20 protein-coding genes are annotated in these 19263 nt (G+C 63.8%); 14 read left to right on the top strand and 6 right to left on the bottom strand.

The features are described 5' to 3' along the window. Position 1 precedes the first annotated feature (1 nt). The 3 genes from recO (at position 2) to TMPK1_RS04470 (ending at position 4019) form a co-directional block, all read left to right on the top strand. Positions 2 to 745, top strand: coding sequence for a DNA repair protein RecO (recO, locus tag TMPK1_RS04480; RefSeq protein ID WP_420241694.1), 744 nt, complete (start codon positions 2 to 4; stop codon positions 743 to 745). Beyond that, complete coding sequence (parC, locus tag TMPK1_RS04475; protein WP_420241693.1) at positions 742 to 2982, top strand: DNA topoisomerase IV subunit A; 2241 nt, start codon at positions 742 to 744, stop codon at positions 2980 to 2982. The genes recO and parC overlap by 4 nt, the downstream gene beginning before the upstream one ends. 122 nt (positions 2983 to 3104) lie before the next feature. Next, positions 3105 to 4019 carry an IclR family transcriptional regulator domain-containing protein gene (locus TMPK1_RS04470; RefSeq protein ID WP_420241692.1) on the top strand — a complete coding sequence of 305 codons (915 nt, stop codon included), beginning with the start codon at positions 3105 to 3107 and terminating at the stop codon, positions 4017 to 4019. 19 nt (positions 4020 to 4038) lie between these two features. Here the strand turns inward: TMPK1_RS04470 and TMPK1_RS04465 are convergent, their stop codons facing one another. The 4 genes from TMPK1_RS04465 to TMPK1_RS04450 form a co-directional block, all read right to left on the bottom strand. Beyond that, positions 4039 to 4767, bottom strand: coding sequence for an arginyltransferase (locus TMPK1_RS04465; RefSeq protein ID WP_420241691.1), 729 nt, complete (start codon positions 4765 to 4767; stop codon positions 4039 to 4041). 75 nt (positions 4768 to 4842) lie between these two features. Continuing rightward, positions 4843 to 5874, bottom strand: coding sequence for a flagellar motor protein MotB (locus TMPK1_RS04460; RefSeq protein WP_420241689.1), 1032 nt, complete (start codon positions 5872 to 5874; stop codon positions 4843 to 4845). A gap of 24 nt (positions 5875 to 5898) precedes the next feature. After that, positions 5899 to 6759 (bottom strand): flagellar motor stator protein MotA, encoded by an 861-nt coding sequence (gene motA, locus TMPK1_RS04455; protein WP_420241687.1) that lies wholly within the window; start codon positions 6757 to 6759, stop codon positions 5899 to 5901. A gap of 81 nt (positions 6760 to 6840) precedes the next feature. Beyond that, complete coding sequence (locus TMPK1_RS04450; protein WP_420241686.1) at positions 6841 to 9180, bottom strand: penicillin acylase family protein; 2340 nt, start codon at positions 9178 to 9180, stop codon at positions 6841 to 6843. 57 nt (positions 9181 to 9237) lie between these two features. On the opposite strand from TMPK1_RS04450, the gene TMPK1_RS04445 reads away from it, so the two are divergent. Beyond that, positions 9238 to 10113, top strand: a complete 876-nt coding sequence (locus tag TMPK1_RS04445; protein WP_420241684.1) for an alpha/beta fold hydrolase — start codon at positions 9238 to 9240, stop codon at positions 10111 to 10113. Here the strand turns inward: TMPK1_RS04445 and hemB are convergent. Continuing rightward, entirely contained in the window at positions 10110 to 11129 is a 1020-nt protein-coding gene (hemB, locus tag TMPK1_RS04440) for a porphobilinogen synthase (protein ID WP_420241683.1), read from the bottom strand. The genes TMPK1_RS04445 and hemB overlap by 4 nt on opposite strands. 47 nt (positions 11130 to 11176) lie before the next feature. Between hemB and TMPK1_RS04435 the strand changes: the two genes are divergently transcribed. Beyond that, positions 11177 to 11668 carry a MarR family winged helix-turn-helix transcriptional regulator gene (locus TMPK1_RS04435; RefSeq protein ID WP_420241682.1) on the top strand — a complete coding sequence of 164 codons (492 nt, stop codon included), beginning with the start codon at positions 11177 to 11179 and terminating at the stop codon, positions 11666 to 11668. On the opposite strand, the gene TMPK1_RS04430 is transcribed toward TMPK1_RS04435, so the two are convergent. Further along, positions 11669 to 12064: a Ros/MucR family transcriptional regulator gene (locus TMPK1_RS04430; protein WP_420245618.1), complete on the bottom strand. Its 396-nt coding sequence runs from the start codon at positions 12062 to 12064 to the stop codon at positions 11669 to 11671. A 140-nt stretch (positions 12065 to 12204) separates the two neighbouring features. Here TMPK1_RS04430 and rpiB point away from each other — a divergent pair, with 140 nt between their 5' ends. Genes rpiB through thiL form a run of 9 tightly spaced genes read left to right on the top strand, consistent with a single transcriptional unit; the run spans position 12205 to position 19206 of the window. Continuing rightward, positions 12205 to 12648 carry a ribose 5-phosphate isomerase B gene (gene rpiB, locus TMPK1_RS04425; RefSeq protein WP_420241681.1) on the top strand — a complete coding sequence of 148 codons (444 nt, stop codon included), beginning with the start codon at positions 12205 to 12207 and terminating at the stop codon, positions 12646 to 12648. Between the two features lie 13 nt (positions 12649 to 12661). After that, the gene (glyA, locus tag TMPK1_RS04420; RefSeq protein ID WP_420241680.1) at positions 12662 to 13957 is read left to right on the top strand and encodes a serine hydroxymethyltransferase; all 1296 of its coding nucleotides are present in this window, start codon (positions 12662 to 12664) and stop codon (positions 13955 to 13957) included. A 21-nt stretch (positions 13958 to 13978) separates the two neighbouring features. Beyond that, entirely contained in the window at positions 13979 to 14437 is a 459-nt protein-coding gene (gene nrdR, locus TMPK1_RS04415; protein ID WP_420241679.1) for a transcriptional regulator NrdR, read from the top strand. Next, positions 14434 to 15555: a bifunctional diaminohydroxyphosphoribosylaminopyrimidine deaminase/5-amino-6-(5-phosphoribosylamino)uracil reductase RibD gene (gene ribD, locus TMPK1_RS04410; RefSeq protein ID WP_420241678.1), complete on the top strand. Its 1122-nt coding sequence runs from the start codon at positions 14434 to 14436 to the stop codon at positions 15553 to 15555. The genes nrdR and ribD overlap by 4 nt, the downstream gene beginning before the upstream one ends. A gap of 11 nt (positions 15556 to 15566) precedes the next feature. Next, positions 15567 to 16151, top strand: a complete 585-nt coding sequence (locus tag TMPK1_RS04405) for a riboflavin synthase (RefSeq protein WP_420241677.1) — start codon at positions 15567 to 15569, stop codon at positions 16149 to 16151. Positions 16152 to 16155: 4 nt separating this feature from the next. Further along, positions 16156 to 17298 (top strand): 3,4-dihydroxy-2-butanone-4-phosphate synthase, encoded by a 1143-nt coding sequence (gene ribB / locus TMPK1_RS04400; protein ID WP_420241676.1) that lies wholly within the window; start codon positions 16156 to 16158, stop codon positions 17296 to 17298. A gap of 6 nt (positions 17299 to 17304) precedes the next feature. Then, positions 17305 to 17751 (top strand): 6,7-dimethyl-8-ribityllumazine synthase, encoded by a 447-nt coding sequence (locus tag TMPK1_RS04395; protein WP_420241675.1) that lies wholly within the window; start codon positions 17305 to 17307, stop codon positions 17749 to 17751. Continuing rightward, positions 17748 to 18293 (top strand): transcription antitermination factor NusB, encoded by a 546-nt coding sequence (gene nusB / locus TMPK1_RS04390; protein WP_420241674.1) that lies wholly within the window; start codon positions 17748 to 17750, stop codon positions 18291 to 18293. Before TMPK1_RS04395 ends, nusB begins: the two co-directional genes overlap by 4 nt. Then, on the top strand, positions 18277 to 19206 hold the full coding sequence (gene thiL / locus TMPK1_RS04385) for a thiamine-phosphate kinase (RefSeq protein ID WP_420241673.1): 930 nt from the start codon (positions 18277 to 18279) through the stop codon (positions 19204 to 19206). Before nusB ends, thiL begins: the two co-directional genes overlap by 17 nt. Positions 19207 to 19263 lie beyond the last annotated feature (57 nt).

The raw sequence follows: 19263 nt of genomic DNA, 5'->3' as shown, positions 1-19263 counted from the left end.
GATGGAATGGCTCGACGACGCGATTGTGCTCGAGGCACGCGCGCATGGTGAGACCAGTGTCGTCGCGCGGCTGCTGACGCGCGAGCACGGTTTGCATGCGGGGTTGGTTCAGGGCGGAGCCGGGACGCGCGGTCGCGGCGTGTTGCAACCGGGCAATCGCGTTTCGGCGAAATGGCGCGCGCGTCTGTCCGAACATCTCGGCACCTACAATCTCGAACTGGTCGAAAGCCACGCCGCGAAAGTACTCGACGAGCCGTTGCGGCTGGCAGCACTGCAATCGGCCTGTGCGGTCATCGCCGCGGCTATGCCCGAACGCGAACCGCACGAGCCGGCTTTTCACGGATTTTCCGCCTGGCTGGCTGCGCTGCCGGGCGAGGCCTGGGATGCGGGCTATGTCGCGTTCGAGCTGGGCTTGCTGGCGGCGCTAGGATTCGGGCTTGAGCTTGATCGCTGCGCCGCGACGGGGGCCCGTGAAGGCCTGACTCATGTTAGTCCGCGCACGGGCCGGGCGGTTTCCGAGGGCGCTGCGGCGCCGTTTCGCGATCGTCTGCTGCCGTTGCCTGGCTTTCTGATCGGGACCGGTCCGGGCGATCCGGCCGCCATCGTCGACGGGCTGGCGCTTTCTGGCCATTTCCTGGCCCGGTCGCTGTTCGCGGCCACCCATGCGCCGCTACCTGCGGCGCGAGAGCGCTTCATCGAGTCCTATCGGCGACACGCCGCGAATCCGGCTACAGGAATGCCGTGACTAAGAAGACCAAAACACCTCCGCCCGCCGACATCTCTGCGATCGTGGAACAGCCGCTCGGCGACATCCTGTCCGAGCGCTATCTCGCCTATGCCTTGTCGACGATCACGGCACGTTCGCTGCCGGATGTGCGCGACGGGCTGAAGCCGGTTCATCGCCGCATTCTGCACGCGATGCGCATTCTGTCGTTGGGCCCGACCACGCCGCCGAAAAAGTCGGCGCGCGTCGTCGGCGACGTCATCGGTAAATTCCACCCGCACGGCGACACCGCGGTGTACGACGCGATGGTGCGCCTGGCGCAGGATTTCGCCGCGCGCTATCCGCTGGTCGACGGGCAGGGCAACTTCGGCAATATCGACGGCGATAACGCCGCCGCGATGCGTTACACCGAAGCGCGCCTGACCTCGGTTGCCGAAGCGCTGCTGGAAGGGATCGACGAAGACGCGGTCGATTTCCGTGCCACCTATGACGGCGAAGGCGAAGAGCCGATCGTTCTGCCGTCGAACTTTCCCAACCTGCTTGCCAACGGATCGCAGGGCATTGCGGTCGGCATGGCGACGTCGATTCCGCCGCACAATGTCGGTGAGTTGTGCGACGCGCTGGAATTGCTGATCGACCAGCCGGATTGCACCGTTGACGCGATCATCGCGAAAGTGCCGGGTCCTGATTTTCCAACCGGTGGCATTCTGGTTGAATCGCCCGACGCAATCCGGGAAGCCTATCGCACCGGCCGCGGTTCGATGCGCGTGCGTGCGCGCTGGACGACCGAGAAACAGGCGCAGGGCGCCTATCTGATCGTCATCACCGAGATGCCGTACCAGGTGCAGAAGTCGCGCCTGGTCGAAAAGATCGCCGAGCTGCTGTCGGACAAGAAGCTGCCGCTGCTCGAAGACGTGCGCGACGAGTCGGCGGAAGACGTGCGCCTGGTGCTCGAACCAAAATCGCGCAACGTCGATGCAGCGATGCTGATGGAGCAGATGTTCCGCTTGTCGGATCTGGAGATCCGCTTCTCGCTGAACATGAACGTGCTCGATCGCGGGATCGAACCGCGTGTGATGAACCTGAAGGAGGTGCTGCGCGCCTTCCTGGATCATCGCCACGAGGTTCTCATCCGCCGGTCGAACTACCGGCTCGATCAGATCAACCGCCGCCTGGAAATTCTGGGCGGATATCTGATCGCCTATCTCAATCTCGACGAGGTGATCCGCATCATCCGTGAAGAGGACGAGCCCAAAGCCGTCCTGATGAAGCGGTTCAAACTGTCGGATCTGCAGGCCGAAGCGTTCTTGAACATGCGGCTGCGCCAATTGCGCAAGCTGGATGAAATCGAGATCAAGCGCGAACATGACAGTCTGTCGAAAGAGCGCGTCGAAATCCAAGCGCTGCTCGACAGCGAGAAGAAGCGCTGGAGCGTGCTGCGCTGGCAGGTCGGTGAAATCCGCAAGAAGTTCGGCAAAGACACCAAGCTCGGTGCGCGTCGCACCTTGATCGAAGCAGCGCCGGAAATCGGCGACATTCCAATCGAAAGCTTCATCGAACGCGAACCAGTGTCGGTGTTGTTGTCGGCAAAAGGCTGGATCCGCGCCGCCAAAGGACATCTGACCGACTTCTCGGCGGTCAAATACAAGGACGGCGACAAAGCCCGCTTCGAACAGCATGTCGAGACCACCGACAAACTGCTGCTGTTCGGCACCAACGGCCGGTTCTATTCGCTGGGCGTCGACAAGCTGCCCGGCGGACGCGGCTTCGGCGAACCGGTGCGTTTGATGATCGATCTCGGCAACGACGCCGACATCGTGATGATGAAGAAGTACGAGCCCGGTGCGCGTTTGCTGGTAGCGGGCGATGACGGGCGCGGCTTTATCGTCAAAGAAGACGACGTCATCGCGCAGACGCGCGCGGGCAAGCTGGTGCTGGACGTGCCGGCGGCGCACGAGGCGAAAGTCGCGGTGCCGGTTCCCGCTGACGCGACGCACGTCGCGGTGCTGGGCGAGAGCCGGAAGCTGCTGATCTTCAAGATCGACGAAGTCCCCGAACAGCCGCGTGGCCGTGGCGTCATCCTGCACGGGTCCAAGTCGGTCGCCGACGCCAAGGCCTTCAACTTCAAGAAGGGCCTGAGCTGGAAACGAGGCGAACAGACCCGGACCGAGACCGATCTCAAAGGCTGGGTGGGTGAGCGTGGGCAGGCAGGAAAGCTGCCCCCCAACGGATTTCCCAAGACAAATCGCTTTGGCTGATGCGTGGACAGCCTGGATTCGACACGTTCACCCAGTGGATAGGGCAAAGGTCCGGACTTTAAGTTGACGGCCGCCTGACGAACCCTCTTTTGTATACAATCTCGGATACAAGGGGCGGAGACATGACGCATCTGTCGTCGACGGACGGACACCGCAGCAAGCGCTCCCGGTCCAACGAGGACGAGCTCGACGGTGGCGACGACAAGGTCAGCTTCCGTCCGATCCGCGCCACGTTGCGCAGCCTCGACGCGCTGCGCGTGCTGAACATGCAGAACGGCGCCACCGTCACCGAAGTGTCGCGTGCCACCGGCCTGGCCCGGACGACCGCCTTCCGCGTGCTCGAAACCTTGGTCGCGGGTGGCTATGCGGTGCGCGATAGCGCCGACGATCGCTATCGCCCGACGATGCTGGTCCGTGCGCTGGCCGACGGCTACGCCGATGAAAGCTGGGTGCGAGATATCGCGAAGCCCAAGCTTGAAGCGCTGACGGCGAAAATCAAATGGCCGCTGTCGCTGGCGACGCCGTCGGGCACTGGCATGCTGATCCGCTGCAACACCGATCGCGACAGCCCGCTGACGCTCTACAAATACACGCCCGGCATCACCGTGCCGCTGGCGACCAGCGCCGCTGGCCTTGCCTATCTCGCTTACTGCGAAGCGACGCATCGCGACGCGTTGATCGACATTCTCGCGCGTGCACCGAAGGGCGCCGACACCGGCGTGCGTTCGCGCGACCAGCTTGGCCGGCAGCTCGAAGAGATCCGCCGCAAAGGCTATGCGGTGCACGAGCTGGGCGCGACCAACCAGTCGACCATTGCCGTGCCAGTCGGTGCGGCCGAAGGACGTCTGCTGGGTGCGATCAGCCTGCGTTGGATCGCAAGCGCGCTGACCGAAGGCCAGATCGTCGAATCCTATTTGGGACAGCTGCGCGCGATGGCGACGTCGATTGCGCAGGAAGCGATCGCAAAAGATGCAGCGCGCGAACCTGCAACGGCGCCGTCGACAGGGCGCTGGATGTCGGCTGGCCGCCTAACCTAAAGAGCAGTGACCTAAGCGGTCACGGCTCCAACGGCGACCATCCGTTCGGGCCCAGCGCCTCGAGCGGATGGAACGCGATTTTGTACGTCATCTTCGCGGCACCGCGGATCCAATAGCCGAGATAGAGATGGTCGAGTTTCTCGGCCGCGATGCGCCGCGCCAGCGCCAGAATCAGATACGTACCCAGGCTGCGTTCGGGCTCGTTCGGCGCGTAGAAACTATAGACCGCTGACGCACCGTCATCGACGCGGTCGAACAACATGACGCCGACCAATCGTCCGCTTGCGTCGCGCAACGAGAGCAGCCGCGCCGTATCGGCACCTTCTTCCAACATGGCGCGGAACTCGGCCCAGCGCATGCGGCCCATATCGCCGTCGGGGTGGCGCTCGGCCTGGTAGGCGAGAAACAGGCGATAGAGTTCGGGATCGGCACGCGACGGCATCTCGTGCGCGACGAGATCCTGGTTGCGCGCTTCGGTGCGGCGATGCGTGCGCCCCGGCGCCAACTGCTTGGCGAGTAGCCGCACCGGTACGCAGGCCGAACACGCGGTGCAAATCGGGCGATAGAGCACGTCGTGGCTGCGGCGAAAGCCGGCGCGGGTCAGGGACGAGTTGAGCGCGGCGGAATCGTCGCCGACCAGGCGCGTAAACAGCTTCCGCTCGGTCTGCCCGTCGAGATACGGGCATGGCAACGGCATCGACCGGTGAAACCGGTGCAGGCCTGCGAGTGAGGGCAGCAGGATCGACATGGACGCTCCGCCTAGAGCGCCAGCATCGGAGAGGATCGCGTTCGTAGCAACGGGCGATCGGCGCCCGCCACCAACTTAACGCTGGGGTGCAGGGACCAGGATCGGCTGCTTGTTCGCAGGCACGCCAGGAACGGGCACGGGCGCCGGCGGGATCGCAGCGGCAGCACCAGACGCCGCAGCCGGTGCGACTGCACCCGGCGCGGGCGCTTCGCGCAGCATGATGATCGAGATGCGGCGATTTTCGGCGGCGCGCGGACGATCCGGAAACAACGGATCCTTGTCGGCACGACCCGACACGTCGATCACGCGATTGGGATCGAGACCGGCATATTCGAGCGCGCGGCGGCTGGCATTGGCGCGATCGGTCGACAGATCCCAGTTGTTGTAACCGCCGGCCGACCGGAACGGCGTCGCGTCGGTATGGCCGCGGATCGAAAGCTTGTTCGGCAGCTTGTCGACGACGTTCTGCACCTGCTGCAGAAGCTTGCGCGTGTAGTCGTACGGCTCGCTCGATCCGCCTGGAAACATCGCCTTGCCGGCGGCGTCGACGATCTGAATGCGCAGACCTTCTGGCGTCTGATCGACGATCAGATTCTGCTGCATTTCCTTCAAGTCAGGGACCGATTGAATCGCCTGTTTGATGGCGGCTTCGGCTTCCTTGAACTTGCGGTCTTCTTTTTCGGCTTCTTTCTTGGCGGCTTCGAACTTTTCGAACTGCGCCTTGTCGACGTTCGGCTCTTCGCTCGGAACGTCGTTCTCTTCTTTCACCGTCAGCGGGTGGCCCGGCAACGGCACGGCAGTGCCCATCGGACGCGTGTTCGAAATCTGCGCACCGGGTTCGAGGATCGACTGTCCGCCCAGCACGCCGCCCGAACCCGAGGTCGCCATCGAGACCGAGGTCGGATCGAAATAGTTGGCGATGACCTGCTTCTGCGACGAGGTCGTGACGTTCAGCAACCACAGCAGCAGAAAGAACGCCATCATCGCGGTCACGAAGTCGGCATAGGCGACTTTCCACGCACCGCCGTGATGCCCCGCATGGTTTCCCTTGCGGCGACGCTTGACGATGATGATCGGCTGATTGGTGCGATCTAGACGCGGCGCCATGACTTCAAGCGACCTTTAGTGCAATCAGATGGTCGGCACGGCCGAGGTGGCGTCTTCGACTTCGTTGAAGGTCGGACGCACTTCGCTGAGCAAGATCTTGCGCGCGAATTCGATCGCGATCTGCGGTGCCGAACCCTGCAGATACGCAAGCAGGCCGGTCTTGATGCAGAGATAGTATTTGATCTCGTCGTCGATGCGCATTTTCAGCGCCGCGGCCATCGGGCCGACGAAGCCGTAGCTCAACCACACGCCCATAAACGTGCCGACCAGCGCGCCGCCGATCGAGTGCCCCAGCACTTCCGGCGGTTCGGTGATCGCGCCCATGGTTTTGATGACGCCCAACACCGCCGCGACGATGCCCAGCGCCGGCATACCGTCGGCCATCGTCTGCATCGCCGATGCGACGTGCGAACGTTCGGCGTGGATGGTTTCGATTTCCTCGTCCATCAACGCGTCGAGTTCGTGCGGATTGGACGAGCCGAGCGAGATGATGCGGAGATAGTCGCAAAGGAACTGCATCGCGTGCGGGTTCGAACTGAAGATCGGGAACTGGCGAAACAGTTCTGAGTCTTCCGGATGTTCGATGTGTTGTTCGAGCGCCAGCCAACCTTTGGTGCGCACCGCCTTGAACACGGCGAACAGCAGCGACAGAAGTTCGAGATAGGCGTCGCGATCGTATTTCGATCGGCCGAGCAGTGATTTGACGCCCGCAACCGTGTCTTTCAACACGTGCTTCGGATTGGCGATCATGTACGCGCCGACCGCGGCGCCGACGATGATGACAACTTCGAAGGGCTGCCACAGGACGAAGATATTGCCGCCAAGCGCGGCGTACCCGCCGAGCACGCAGACAATAACGATCAAGGAACCGACGATGGTCAGCATTGATAAAACTCGACCTGGGAAGCGGCGGTGACGGGTAGCGCCACCATCGGGAAGTTGGCTTAAGAAAGTCTTAGATCACGCCTAGGGAAGCAAGCGTAGCTGCTTCTTTCCGGCCGCTGCCTCGTCCGGGCCGCCGACCAGGGTGACGCTCGCACCGTCGCGCCAGCGGCCGACAAAATCGCCCCAATGGCGCGAAAGCGGGTTGCCAGACTGGCCGGTCGCCAGCGCAAATCGGCTGCGGTCGAGATCGGCGAGGTCGTAGACCCCGCGATAGCCGGCGCCATGGACCGAATCGAAGCGCACCAGGTCCCGGCTGCCGCCGCTGGCCTGGCGGTGGACGGTGAAATCACCGCCATCCTGCTCGATCGAGATGTCGATCAGCTGTTTCAGGCCCGGGATCAGCGACAGAAGCGGATGCGCGAGGGTGGCGCGATGCGCTGCGCCCCAGCGCCATTGGGTTGGGTCTGCGCCGTAGGCCGCGGCCAAGGTTGCAGCCGCCTCGTCGATCGACCGGGTCAGCTGCTGTTCGCAGCTTTCGGCCGACGGGGTCGTGACGTCATCGCACCAGCCGCGCTCTTTGGTCAGGATCCGCTGCACCGCTTCGGGCCGGAAGCCGCGCATCGTCGTGGCGAGGTCGCCCAATTCGTCGTCCCACAGCAGTTGCTGCAGTTTGAGCAGCGTCGCCGCGTAGATCAGCGGCTGCGGCTTGTCGCGGCTCATCGTGCCGTCCCAGCCATCGAGCAGCGCGAAGGCACGCCTGCCGAGATCGGTGCTCGGCTTGCCTTCGCGCAGCAGCGGAAGCAGCTCGCGCGTTTCGATCGACAGATTGTCGTGCTGCAACGCTGCGCTGGAGCGCACATTTTGCTTGGGCGTGGCAGCCAGCACTTCTTCGATACGCGCGGCGCGGTACGGCGCTTCCCAATGATCGACCAAACGATGCGGATAATTCGGCCCGACCGCGCGATTGTTGGCGTTGACGATCTTGTGCGACGCCGGATCGATGACTTGCGGCAGTTCGTCGAATGGGATCAGACCAACCCAGTCATGCGCGCCGTCGGCGCCGTCGACTGGCACGCCTGGCGGCGGCGCTTTGCGGATCGGCACCGCGCCAGGCAGTACGATTCCAATATGTCCGTCGCTGTCGGCGCAGGTGAAATTCTGCTGCGGCGACACCCAGTTTTTCATCGCGTCGCGAAAGCCGGCGCAATCGCGCGCGCGGGCAACGCTTAACAATGCATCCGGTGTCGTGTCTTTCTCGACCAGTGCGGTGAAAGCGAGCGCAACGACTTTGCCTGGATCGGTGACAAGACGCGGTTCGATATCGGAGAGAACCGGACCGTGGCGCGTCTTGCGCACGCGCAGCACGATGTCATCGCCGAAACGAACTTTGATCCGTTCTTCGCGCACTTCGAACGCTGCACTGCCATCGGGCGTGCGATAGCGTGTCGGGTCGGTCGGATCGATCGTCTCGACAAACAGATCCTGCGTGTCGGTGCCGGTTGTCGTAGCCCCCCAGGCAATACGGTCGTTGCGTCCGAGGATCAGCAGCGGACTGCCGGGTACGAACGCGCCGGCGCGCACGCCACCATTGGGCAATTCGATGCGGGCGAGCCACCACAAAGCCGGCGCCTGCAACCCCAGATGTGGATCGTTGGCAAGCAACGGCTTGCCGCTGTCGGTGCGCGTGCCGTCAAGCACCCATTCATTCGACGCCGTCTTCGGTCCAAGCGGCGGCGGCAACGCGTCTGCAAACCGCGTCCAGTCGATTGCCGCCAACGTGGTCGGTGCGTCGGGAAAATCGGGCATCAAATCGCCGAGCTGCTTCGGCGTCAGGCGGGCAAGCAAGCGTGCGCGCGTGATCTCGTCGCGATAGTCGCCGGTCAATTGCAGCGACATCAGCTTGCCCCACACAAGCGTATCGGCGGGGCGCCATTTTTCGGGCCGGTGAAACGTCAGTTGGAATTCGATCGGCAGCGCGCCCGACGGCTTGTCGATGAAGGAATTGACGCCGTCGGCATAGGCGTCGAGCAGCGCGCGCAAATCGGGTGAGAGATGCTGGTAGCTGGCTTCAGCAAGGCGGTAGAGGTCGAGCGTGCGCATCAGCTTGTCGAAGGCGACGCCGCCGCTGCCAATGATTTCGGCGAGACGGCCTTGGCCGACGCGACGCTGCTGTTCCATCTGCCACAGCCGATCGCGTGCATGGAGCCAACCCAGCGCGCGCGCAGCATCGGTCTCGCTTTGGGCGCGAATCCGCGGAATGCCGTCGGCATCGAAACCGACATTGACCTCGGCCGCGAGTCCGCGAATGCGGGCTTTGCCGCTAGATTTGGGCTGGTCGATCGAAAGCCAGCCGATCAACACGACCGGCAGCGCCAACAACAAAACGACCAGCACCAACAGCACGCGCAAGGCGCGACGCATCAGACGACCTCGTAACAGTACGCAACTCTTGGCCGGTGTAGCACGGGCGCGTTAGGAATGGGCGTGCCAGAACTGCAGCCCCAACTCCGCCATTTCCGGTCGCTGACCCCGAACGGTTTCCATCGCGTCGCTTACTGGGAGTGGGGGGCACGTGACGCGGACCAGACAGTCGTTTGTGTGCATGGGCTCACACGCAACGGCCGCGACTTCGATGAAGTGGCACGCGCGCTGGTCGCTGACGGCGCCCGAGTCGTGTGTCCGGACGTGGTCGGGCGCGGCAAGAGCGACTGGCTCGACGATGCAGCCCTGTATGCGATCCCGACCTACTGCGCAGATCTGGCAGCCCTGATCGCGCGACTCGACGTGGAAGCGGTCGATTGGGTCGGCACCTCGATGGGGGCGCTGATCGGCATGGCGCTGGCGGCGCAGCCGGAGACGCCGATCCGCCGCCTGGTCCTCAACGATATCGGTCCGTTCGTCCCCAAGGAGTCGCTGGCGCGGCTGGCGAGCTATGTCGGTGTCGGTCCGCGGGACTTCGCAACGCTGGACGAACTTGAGGCGCTGATCCGCCGTGTCTCGGCACCGTTTGGGCCGCTGACCGACGCGCAATGGCGCTATCTCACCGAGACGACGGCACGCAAACGCGACGACGGTCGTTGGGAACTCGCCTACGACGCAAAGATCGGCGAAGCATTCCGCAGCGCTGGCGATAAAGACATCGCGCTGTGGTTCTTCTGGGACGCGATCACGGCGCCGGTTCTGTCTTTGCGCGGTGCCACGTCCGACGTGTTTCCGCGCGCCGTGCAGGACGAAATGCAGAAGCGGAAGCCGTCAATGCAGCGCGTCGAATTTCCGGAATGCGGCCACGCGCCGGCATTGCTCGTGCCGCATCAGATCGAGCCGATCCGGAAATTCCTCAGTACCCCGATCTAACGATTTAGCAGACGCGCTACGTCCAACGCTGCGTAGGTCAAAATCCCATCGGCACCAGCGCGTTTGAAGCCCATCAGCGTTTCCAGCAAAGTCGCTTCCCAGTCGAGCCAGCCGCGATCGGCGGCTGCTTTCAGCGCCGCATATTCGCCGCTGACCTGGTAGACGAAGGTCGGTGCGTTGAAAGTCGTCTTCACGCGATGGAGCACGTCGAGATAGGGCGTGCCCGGCTTCACCATCAACATGTCGGCGCCCTCGGCGAGATCGAGCGCGACTTCGCGGATCGCTTCATCGGTGTTGGCCGAATCCATCTGATAGGTGCGCTTGTCGCCTTTGAGCGCGCCTTTCGATTTCACCGCGTCGCGAAACGGACCGTAGAAGGCCGACGCGTATTTGGCGGCGTAGGCCATGATCGCAATCTGCTGCAGACCTTCCTGATCCAGCGCATCGCGGATCGCGCCGACGCGGCCGTCCATCATGTCGGATGGTGCGACCACATCGACGCCGGCGCGGGCAAGAACCAGCGCCTGCTTTTTCAGAACTTCGATCGTGGAATCATTGTCGACATCGCCGTCGACCAGCAGCCCGTCATGGCCGTGGCTGGTGTAGGGGTCGAGCGCCACGTCGGCGATGATGCCCAGCTCGGGCGCGGCGTCCTTCAGCGCCCGTGCAGCGCGGCAGGCGAGCCCGTCAGGATCGGTCGCCATGGCGCCGTCAGCCGATTTCCGGTCGGCGTCGATGGCGGGAAACACCGCCAGCGCCGGGATGCCAAGCGCGCGCGCCTCGCGGGCCAGGTCGGGCAAGAGGTCGATCGAACGGCGCTCGACACCGGGCAGGGAGTCGATCGGCTCGCGCCGCCCGGTCCCCTCAATCACGAAGATCGGCAGGATCAGATCATCCGGGGACAGGTGGTTTTCCGCCACCAGCCGCCGCAACCAGGGCGTGCGCCGAAGCCGGCGAAGACGCGTGCGCGGAAAGGCACCGATTGCAGAATGCGACCCGAACGGGGCATGGTTCATGAAAGGAATCCGGAATCGCGCTCAGAACTGGCGCGGAGGGGGATGGGATGACTGCGGCGCGAACTTATTACGAGATGATCCATCAGATCGAGCGCCTGCACCGCCGGTCGCTGGACCTGCTGAAGCTGGAACTCGATCGTCTCAAGATCGACGACATCAACAACGTGCAGAGTCTGATCCTGTACGTCGTCGGCACCGACGAAGTGACGGTCGGTGAGTTGACGATGCGCGGCTACTACCTGGGCTCCAACGTTTCCTACAACGTGAAGCGGATGGTGGCGAACGGCTACCTGACGCAGGAGCGTGTGCTGCACGATCGCCGTTCGGTGCGCGTGAAGGTCTCGGAAAAGGGCCTGCAGCTGCGCAACCAGATCGACGCGATCTTCCAGCGTCATGCCGAAGCGCTCGACAAGTCGGGCTTCGATCCGGCCGCGCACGGAACGCTCGACGGGCTGCTCGCACGGCTCGAGCATTTCTGGACCGAAGAAAGCGAAGCCATTCAACCCGCCGCTGACCGAGCCGCAGCAGAAGCAGCCTGACTAGCTGCGCCGGCGGCTCTTGCGCGGGCCGGCGCTCTTTCCTAGGCCGATTTTCTTGGCGAATTCCGAGCGCTGGCGCGCGTAGTTCGGCGCCACCATCGGATAGTCGGGCGGCAACCCCCATTTCGACCGGTATTGCTCCGGCGTCATCCCGTATGTCGTGCGCAGATAGCGCTTCAACATGCGCAGCTTCTTCCCGTCTTCGAGACAGACGAGATAGTCGGGCTGAACCGACTTCTTGACCCCAACGGCCGGCCGCGGCGGCTCGCTTTCCACAGACGGCGCGCGGCCCTGCAATCCGGCCAGGGTCCGATGCACAGTCTGAATGACGTCGGGCAGGAGATGCTGCGGCGTCGGGGTGCGCGCGAGAAAGGCCGCGACCACGTCGGCGGTCATCGTCAAGAGATCGGACGATTTGGAGCTGCTCACGCGATTCTCCCTTCGGACAGGAATTCGACTTTCGCATAGCGCGATCCCACCAGTGCGACCAGTCCGGCCATAGCCTCGGCCATCCTACTTTTGGTAGGGTCCGCGCCGTGCAGCCCACGACATCTCGACGGGTAGCGCTCGCCAGCGATCACGCCGGCGTCGCGCTCAAAGACGCGCTCAGGGACGCGGTGACCGCGCTTGGTCATACCGCGCTCGACCTGGGTACGCATGGCGACGCCTCGGTCGATTACCCCGACTTTGGCGATAAGCTGGCGCGCGCCGTTCTGGCGGGAGAGGCGGAGCTGGGCGTGCTGGTCTGCGGCACCGGCATCGGCATCTCGATCGCGGCGAACCGGCACAAAGGAATTCGCGCGGCGCTTTGCCACGACACGACATCGGCGCGCCTATCGCGCCAACATAACGACGCCAATGTGCTCGCGCTTGGCGCGCGCATGATCGGCATTGAAGTGGCGAAGGATTGCCTCGCCGCGTTTCTCGCAACGGAATTTGAAGGCGGTCGGCATGCCGGTCGCGTCAACAAGCTCGGCTGACCGGAGAACACCCATGACTGCGACCGCCCATCGTCTCGACGATCGTTTCTTCGGCGCCAGCCTGGCCGACGCTGATCCTGAAATCGCGAAAGTGATTCAACAGGAACTGAAACGGCAGCAGGACGGCATCGAGCTGATTGCCAGCGAAAACATCGTCTCGCGCGCCGTACTGGAAGCGCAGGGTTCGGTGCTGACCAACAAGTACGCCGAAGGTTATCCAGGCAAGCGCTATTACGGCGGCTGCGAATTCGTCGACATTGCCGAACAGCTCGCGATCGATCGTGCCAAGCAGCTCTTCGGCTGCAGCTTTGCCAACGTGCAGCCCAATTCAGGCAGCCAGGCCAACCAGGCGGTGATGCTGGCGTTGCTGCAGCCCGGCGACACGATCCTCGGCATGTCGCTCGATGCCGGCGGCCATCTGACTCACGGCGCTGCGCCGAATATGTCGGGCAAATGGTTCAAGCCGGTGCAGTACGGCGTGCGCCGCCAGGACGGGATCATCGACTTTGACGACGTCGCGGAACTCGCACGTACGCACAAGCCGAAGCTGATCATCGCGGGCGGTTCGGCCTATGCCCGCGCGATCGACTTCGCGAAGTTCCGCAGCATCGCCGACGAAGTTGGCGCGCTGTTGCTGGTCGACATGGCGCATTATGCCGGCCTGGTTGCGGCGGGCGTTTACCCGTCGCCGTTCCCACACGCGCATATCGTCACGACGACCACGCACAAAACGCTGCGCGGTCCGCGCGGCGGCATGATCCTTTCGAACGACGATGCGATCGGAAAGAAGATCAATTCGGCGATCTTCCCGGGGCTGCAAGGCGGTCCGCTGATGCATGTCATCGCCGGCAAGGCGGTTGCGTTCGGCGAGGCGTTGAAGCCCGAATTCAAGCTCTACGCACAGTCGGTCGTCGACAATGCGCGCATGCTGGCGCAGACGTTGGAAGCAGGCGGGCTCGACATCGTCAGCCGCGGCACCGACAGCCATATGGTGCTGGTTGATCTGCGCCCGATGAAAGTCACCGGCAAAGCGACCGAAGCGTCGCTCGAACGTGCCGGCATGACCTGCAACAAGAATGCGGTGCCGTTCGACCCCGAAAAGCCGACCATCACGTCGGGCGTACGGCTCGGTTCGCCGGCCGCGACGACGCGCGGCTTCGGACAAGGTGAATTCCGCCAAGTCGCCGAGATGATCCTCGAAGTCGTCAAAGGCCTGGCCGCCAACGGTGCCGAGGCCAACGGTGAAGTCGAGCAACGCGTGCGCGAGCGCGTCGATCAGCTCTGCCGTCGCTTCCCGATTTACCCGTAATTTCGAAAGCGTCAGGCTCGCATGCGCTGCCCCTTCTGCGGTAACGACGACACGCAAGTCAAAGACTCGCGTCCGACCGAAGACAATTCTGCAATCCGCCGCCGCCGCATCTGCAGCCAGTGCGGTGCGCGTTTCACAACGTTCGAACGCGTACAGCTGCGCGAACTGACGGTGGTGAAGACCAACGGCGATCGCGAACCGTTCGATCGCGACAAGCTGTTGCGATCGATGCGGATCGCACTGCGCAAACGGCCGGTCGAAGGCGACCGGATCGAGCGCATCGTGAACTCGATCGTGCGGCAGCTGGAAAGCGCGGGCGACACCGATGTGCCGTCCAAGCAGGTCGGCGAAATGGCGATGCAGGCGTTGGCGACCTTGGATCAGGTCGGTTACGTGCGCTACGCGTCGGTCTATCGCGATTTCCGCGAAGCCAAAGACTTTGACGAATTCCTCGACGGGATTCGCATCGGCAACGATTGAGCACGCCCGCTTCCCTTGCCGATCAGGACCGGCGCTGGATGCGCGTCGCGCTGCACTTGGCGCGGCGCGGTCTTGGTGAGGTCTGGCCCAATCCCGCCGTCGGTTGCGTGTTGGTCAAAGACGGCGTTGTCGTCGGCCGCGGCTGGACGCAATCCGGCGGTCGTCCGCACGCCGAAACCGAAGCATTGCGACGCGCCGGCGATGCGGCGCGCGGTGCAACCGCGTACGTCACGCTCGAACCTTGCAGCCATACAGGACAGACGCCGCCCTGCGTCGACGCGCTGATTGCGGCTGGCGTTGCGCGCGTCGTTGTTGCGATCGGCGATCCTGATCCGCGCGTCGACGGGCGCGGCCTGGCGCGCTTGCGCGACGCCAAGATCGAGGTCACCGAACATGTCGAAAGCAACGCCGCGCGTGCAGTAACGGCCGGGTTTCTGCTGCGTGTGGAGCAGGGGCGGCCGCTGGTCACCTTGAAACTTGCAACCAGTCTCGACGGCCGTATTGCGACGCATGGCGGCGACAGCAAATGGATCACCGGTGAAGATGCGCGCGCAGCTGCGCATGCGCTGCGCGCCGAACATGATGCGGTTGCGGTTGGTGCATCGACGGCGGTTGCCGACGATCCCGCGCTGACGGTGCGTCTGCCCGGATGGCACGGACGCGGCAAACCGCGTGTCGTATTCGACCGGCATCTACGCCTGTCCTTGACCTCGTCGATGGTCAAAACCGCGCGAACGCATCCGACCTGGGTTCTGACTCTGGCCGATGCCGACAAGGCACGCCGCAGTGCGCTGGAAGATCTCGGCGTTGAAATCCTGCCGGTCGAGCCGATCGAGCCCGGCCGCATGTCGATGCTGGCTGCGCTGGAGGTGCTGGCCGGACGCGGCATCACGCGTCTGCTGGTCGAAGGCGGCGGCCGGATCGCGGCTTCGCTGCTGGCCGAGAAGCTGGTCGACCGGCTGATCCTGTTTCGCGCCGGGCGCGTGCTGGGCGGGGATGGCGTGCCTGCAATTGCGGGACTTGGCATCGCAACAGTGGCAGAGGGACCCGTCTTTCGCCGGTCCGATCTGCGTCCGCTGGGGCCCGATGCGGTGGAGTTCTGGGAGCGGAGCCTGTAGGGCTTCGCCCCATGTTTACTGGCATCGTCACGGATGTCGGCCGGGTCGCGACGATCGTGCCCGGCGGCACGGTCCGCTTTGAAATCGAGACGGTCTGGGATGCCGATGCGATCGATATCGGTGCGTCGATCGCCTGCGGCGGTCCTTGCCTGACCGTGGTCGCGCGCGGCAACGGACGGTTCGCAGTCGACGTGTCCAACGAGACCTTGGCGAAAACCACGCTCGGTCGCTGGAAGATCGGCAGCCGGGTCAATCTCGAACGCGCGCTACGCTTTGGCGACGAGCTGGGTGGCCATCTGGTCAGCGGCCATGTCGACGGCGTCGGCAAGTTGGTCGAACGCCATGCCGACGGTGATAGTGAGCGGATGACGTTCGAACTGCCGGCAGAATTGGCGCGCTTTGTTGCGCAAAAGGGCTCGATCACGATCGACGGCGTGTCGTTGACCGTGAATGAGGTCGACAACAACCGGTTTGGCGTCAATCTAATCCCGCTGACCTTGCGCGCGACGACATTGGGCGATCTTACCCCGGGCGATGGCGTGAATCTGGAAGTCGATCTTCTGGCGCGCTACGTCGAACGACTGCTGCCAAAGTGATCCGATGGCTCTGACTCGCTACGACCCGAAACATCTCGCCGATCGCGACGATCTGAACGCGATTTCCTCAACCGAGGAGATCATCGAAGAAGCGCGCAACGGACGCATGTTCATTCTGATCGACGACGAAGATCGCGAGAATGAAGGCGACCTTGTCATCCCGGCGCAAATGGCGACGCCGGCGGCGATCAATTTCATGGCCAAGCACGGGCGCGGCCTGATCTGTCTCGCACTCGATCGCGATCGCATCGACTCGCTGGGCCTGCCGCTTGTCGCGCGTCGTCATTCGTCGCGCCTTGAGACTGCGTTCACGGTGTCGATCGAAGCGCGCGAAGGCGTCACGACGGGTATTTCTGCAGCCGATCGTGCACGCACGATTCAGGTCGCGATCGATCCGCATTCGGGGCCGGCCGAAATCGTCACGCCAGGCCATGTCTTTCCGCTCGCTGCGCGCGAAGGCGGTACGTTGGTGCGCGCTGGGCACACCGAAGCAGCAGTCGATATTTCGCGCCTTGCCGGACTCAACCCGTCGGGCGTGATCTGCGAGATCATGAATGACGACGGGTCGATGGCGCGGTTCGCCGATCTGGTGCAGTTCTCGCAGCTGCATGGACTCAAAATCGGCACCATCGCCGATCTGATCGCGCATCGCCGTCGCACCGAACAGCTGATCGAGCGTGTCGTCGAAAGCGACTTCACCAGCGAGTATGGTGGCGACTGGAAAATGGTCGTGTACGCCAACAAGGTCAGCTACGCCGAACATGTCGCGCTGGTGAAAGGCGAGATCAAAGGCGACACGCCGACCTTGGTGCGCATGCACGCGGTCAATCTGCTCGACGACTTTCTCGGCGGTGCCGGTCCCAAAAGCCACACGCTGCACAACGCGATGCGCCAGATTGCGGCGGCCGGCAGCGGCGTCGTGGTCGCCCTGCGGGAAGCCTCGCCGACCGGGTTGAGCGAAAGGCTCAAGGCGCGGGCAGAAGGCAAGCGCGAGACCGAGTTGCGCGAAGTCGGCGTCGGTGCCCAGATCCTGCTCGATCTGGGGGTGCGCGAAATGGTCCTGCTTTCCAATACGCCCAAAACCATCGTCGGACTCGACGGCTACGGTCTGACCGTGGTCGAACAGCGCCCCATCGTCGCCGAGTAATCCACCATGAGCCTGGACAAGCCGCACATCCTGATCGTCGAAGCCCGCTACTACGAGTCCATCGCGGACACGTTGCTCGCAGGTGCGACCCGTGCGCTCGATGCGGCAGGTGTCGAATGGACCAAGGTGACGGTGCCGGGCGCGTTCGAAATTCCGTCGGCGATCGAGTACGCTATTCGCGGCGGCCGGAAATTCGACGGCTATCTCGCGCTTGGCTGCGTCATCCGTGGCGAGACCACGCATTACGACTATGTCTGCGGCGAGAGCGCGCGCGGCCTGATGGATCTGTCGCTGCGCTATGGGTTGGCGGTCGGCTTCGGTATTTTGACGGTCGAGAACGAAGCGCAGGCCTGGGCCCGCGCCGACACCAACAAGAAAGACAAAGGCGGCGAGGCGGCACGCGCCTGTCTCGCCATGCTCGCGATCAAGCGGCAGTTCGGACTGAAACAGTGACTCCCAAAAAGAAGAAGGTCGCGGCGCAGCAGCCTGCGCCGCCGCCCAAACGTCCGCCCGTGCGCGGTTCGGCCAAAGCGCGCCGGACGGCAGCACGGCTTGCGGCGGTACAGGCGCTGTATCAGCAAGCGCAGACCGGCCAATTGGCGTTGTCGATCGTCGAAGAGTTCATGGATTGGCGCGTCGGCCACACGGTTGACGGCGTGCGCTATGTCAGCGCCGATCCGACCTTGTTTACGTCGATCGTGCGCGGCGTTGAATCCAAGCGCGACGAGCTGGATCAGCTCGGCGGACGCGCCATGGATTCGGGCGAGCGGTTCGAGCGATTGGAGCTGCTGCTACAGGCGATTTTGCGCGCCGGCCTGTACGAGTTGGTCAATCACACCGATCTCGATGCGCCGCTGATCATCAAAGAATATGTCGACGTCGCCGCCGGCTTTTACGGCGGTGCCGAACCCGGGCTGATCAACGGCGTGCTCGATCGCGCTGCGCGCGTGGTTCGTGAGAGTTCGGTCGGCGAAAGTCGTGCCGAAGCTAGGTGAATTCGGGCGGATCGAGCGGTTCTTTGCGCCGCTCGCCGCCGACCTGCCCGGTGCATACGGGCTGACCGACGACGCCGCCACCGTGCAGGTTCCGCATGGGTACGAGCTGGTCGTCACCACCGACGCGCTGGTCGAGCGCGTCCATTTTCTCAGCACCGATCAGCCCGAAGATCTCGCGGCCAAATTGCTCGCGGTGAATCTGTCGGATCTCGCGGCCAAGGGCGCCGATCCACTCTGCTACTCGCTCGTCCTGTCGCTGCCGGCACATGCGGGCGACTATTGGGTCGGCCGTTTCGCGCACGGGCTGGGCGAATCGCAGCGCAACTGGGGCATCAAACTGCTCGGCGGCGACTCGGTTTCGACCGATGGGCCGATCACGCTGGCGGCGACGGTGATGGGGCTGGTCCCGACCGGTCGGATGGTACGGCGGGCCGGCGCGCAAGTCGGCGACGGCCTCTATGTCAGCGGTACGATCGGCGATGCGGCCTTGGCGCTGGCGCAGTTCGAACGCACCGGCGAGGTCCATCCATATCTGCGCAGCCGCTATCGGCGCCCGACACCGCGGGTGGAGCTGGCTGGCTGGGTTCGCGATCACGCCCATGCCGCGATCGATATTTCAGATGGTCTTGCGGCCGATTGCAGTCACTTAGCGCGCGCTTCGAACGTCAGATGCGAGATCGATGCAGCGTTGGTCCCGTTGTCGGAGCCTGCTGCTGCGTTGCTTGCGAGCGAGCCTGCGCTGCGCGACCGGGTTCTTGGCGGCGGCGACGACTACGAGTTGCTGATTGCTGCGGCACAAGCGCCACCTGGCACCACGCGGGTCGGTCGGGTGATCGCCGGCGAGGGCGCCGAAATCCTCGATTCTGCAGGCGTTCCCATCACGTTAGCGAGAACCGGCTGGACGCATGGATGATAGCCATGCTGCGGCGCATCCTGTATTAAGTACGGATGTTCACTGGCCCTTAAGTGC

The organism is Roseiterribacter gracilis, assembly GCA_018332375.1.
GTDB classification, from domain to species: Bacteria; Pseudomonadota; Alphaproteobacteria; order BOG-932; family Roseiterribacteraceae; genus Roseiterribacter; species Roseiterribacter gracilis.
The sequence above is the reverse complement of the archived record's forward strand: the minus strand, read 5'-3'. Positions and strand labels throughout refer to the sequence as shown.

Excerpts from the sequence above, each read along its gene's own strand:
- TMPK1_RS04430 (WP_420245618.1), bottom strand. The coding sequence starts at position 12,064 with ATGACCGCCGACGTGGTCGCGGCCTTTCTCGCGCGCACCCCGACGCCG.
- hemB (WP_420241683.1), bottom strand. The coding sequence starts at position 11,129 with ATGAACCATGCCCCGTTCGGGTCGCATTCTGCAATCGGTGCCTTTCCG.
- TMPK1_RS04460 (WP_420241689.1), bottom strand. The coding sequence starts at position 5,874 with ATGGCGCCGCGTCTAGATCGCACCAATCAGCCGATCATCATCGTCAAG.
- TMPK1_RS04465 (WP_420241691.1), bottom strand. The coding sequence starts at position 4,767 with ATGTCGATCCTGCTGCCCTCACTCGCAGGCCTGCACCGGTTTCACCGG.
- nrdR (WP_420241679.1), top strand. The coding sequence starts at position 13,979 with ATGCGCTGCCCCTTCTGCGGTAACGACGACACGCAAGTCAAAGACTCG.
- TMPK1_RS04405 (WP_420241677.1), top strand. The coding sequence starts at position 15,567 with ATGTTTACTGGCATCGTCACGGATGTCGGCCGGGTCGCGACGATCGTG.
- TMPK1_RS04450 (WP_420241686.1), bottom strand. The coding sequence starts at position 9,180 with ATGCGTCGCGCCTTGCGCGTGCTGTTGGTGCTGGTCGTTTTGTTGTTG.
- TMPK1_RS04395 (WP_420241675.1), top strand. The coding sequence starts at position 17,305 with ATGAGCCTGGACAAGCCGCACATCCTGATCGTCGAAGCCCGCTACTAC.
- glyA (WP_420241680.1), top strand. The coding sequence starts at position 12,662 with ATGACTGCGACCGCCCATCGTCTCGACGATCGTTTCTTCGGCGCCAGC.
- TMPK1_RS04470 (WP_420241692.1), top strand. The coding sequence starts at position 3,105 with ATGACGCATCTGTCGTCGACGGACGGACACCGCAGCAAGCGCTCCCGG.
- motA (WP_420241687.1), bottom strand. The coding sequence starts at position 6,759 with ATGCTGACCATCGTCGGTTCCTTGATCGTTATTGTCTGCGTGCTCGGC.
- ribB (WP_420241676.1), top strand. The coding sequence starts at position 16,156 with ATGGCTCTGACTCGCTACGACCCGAAACATCTCGCCGATCGCGACGAT.
- TMPK1_RS04445 (WP_420241684.1), top strand. The coding sequence starts at position 9,238 with ATGGGCGTGCCAGAACTGCAGCCCCAACTCCGCCATTTCCGGTCGCTG.
- TMPK1_RS04435 (WP_420241682.1), top strand. The coding sequence starts at position 11,177 with ATGACTGCGGCGCGAACTTATTACGAGATGATCCATCAGATCGAGCGC.
- recO (WP_420241694.1), top strand. The coding sequence starts at position 2 with ATGGAATGGCTCGACGACGCGATTGTGCTCGAGGCACGCGCGCATGGT.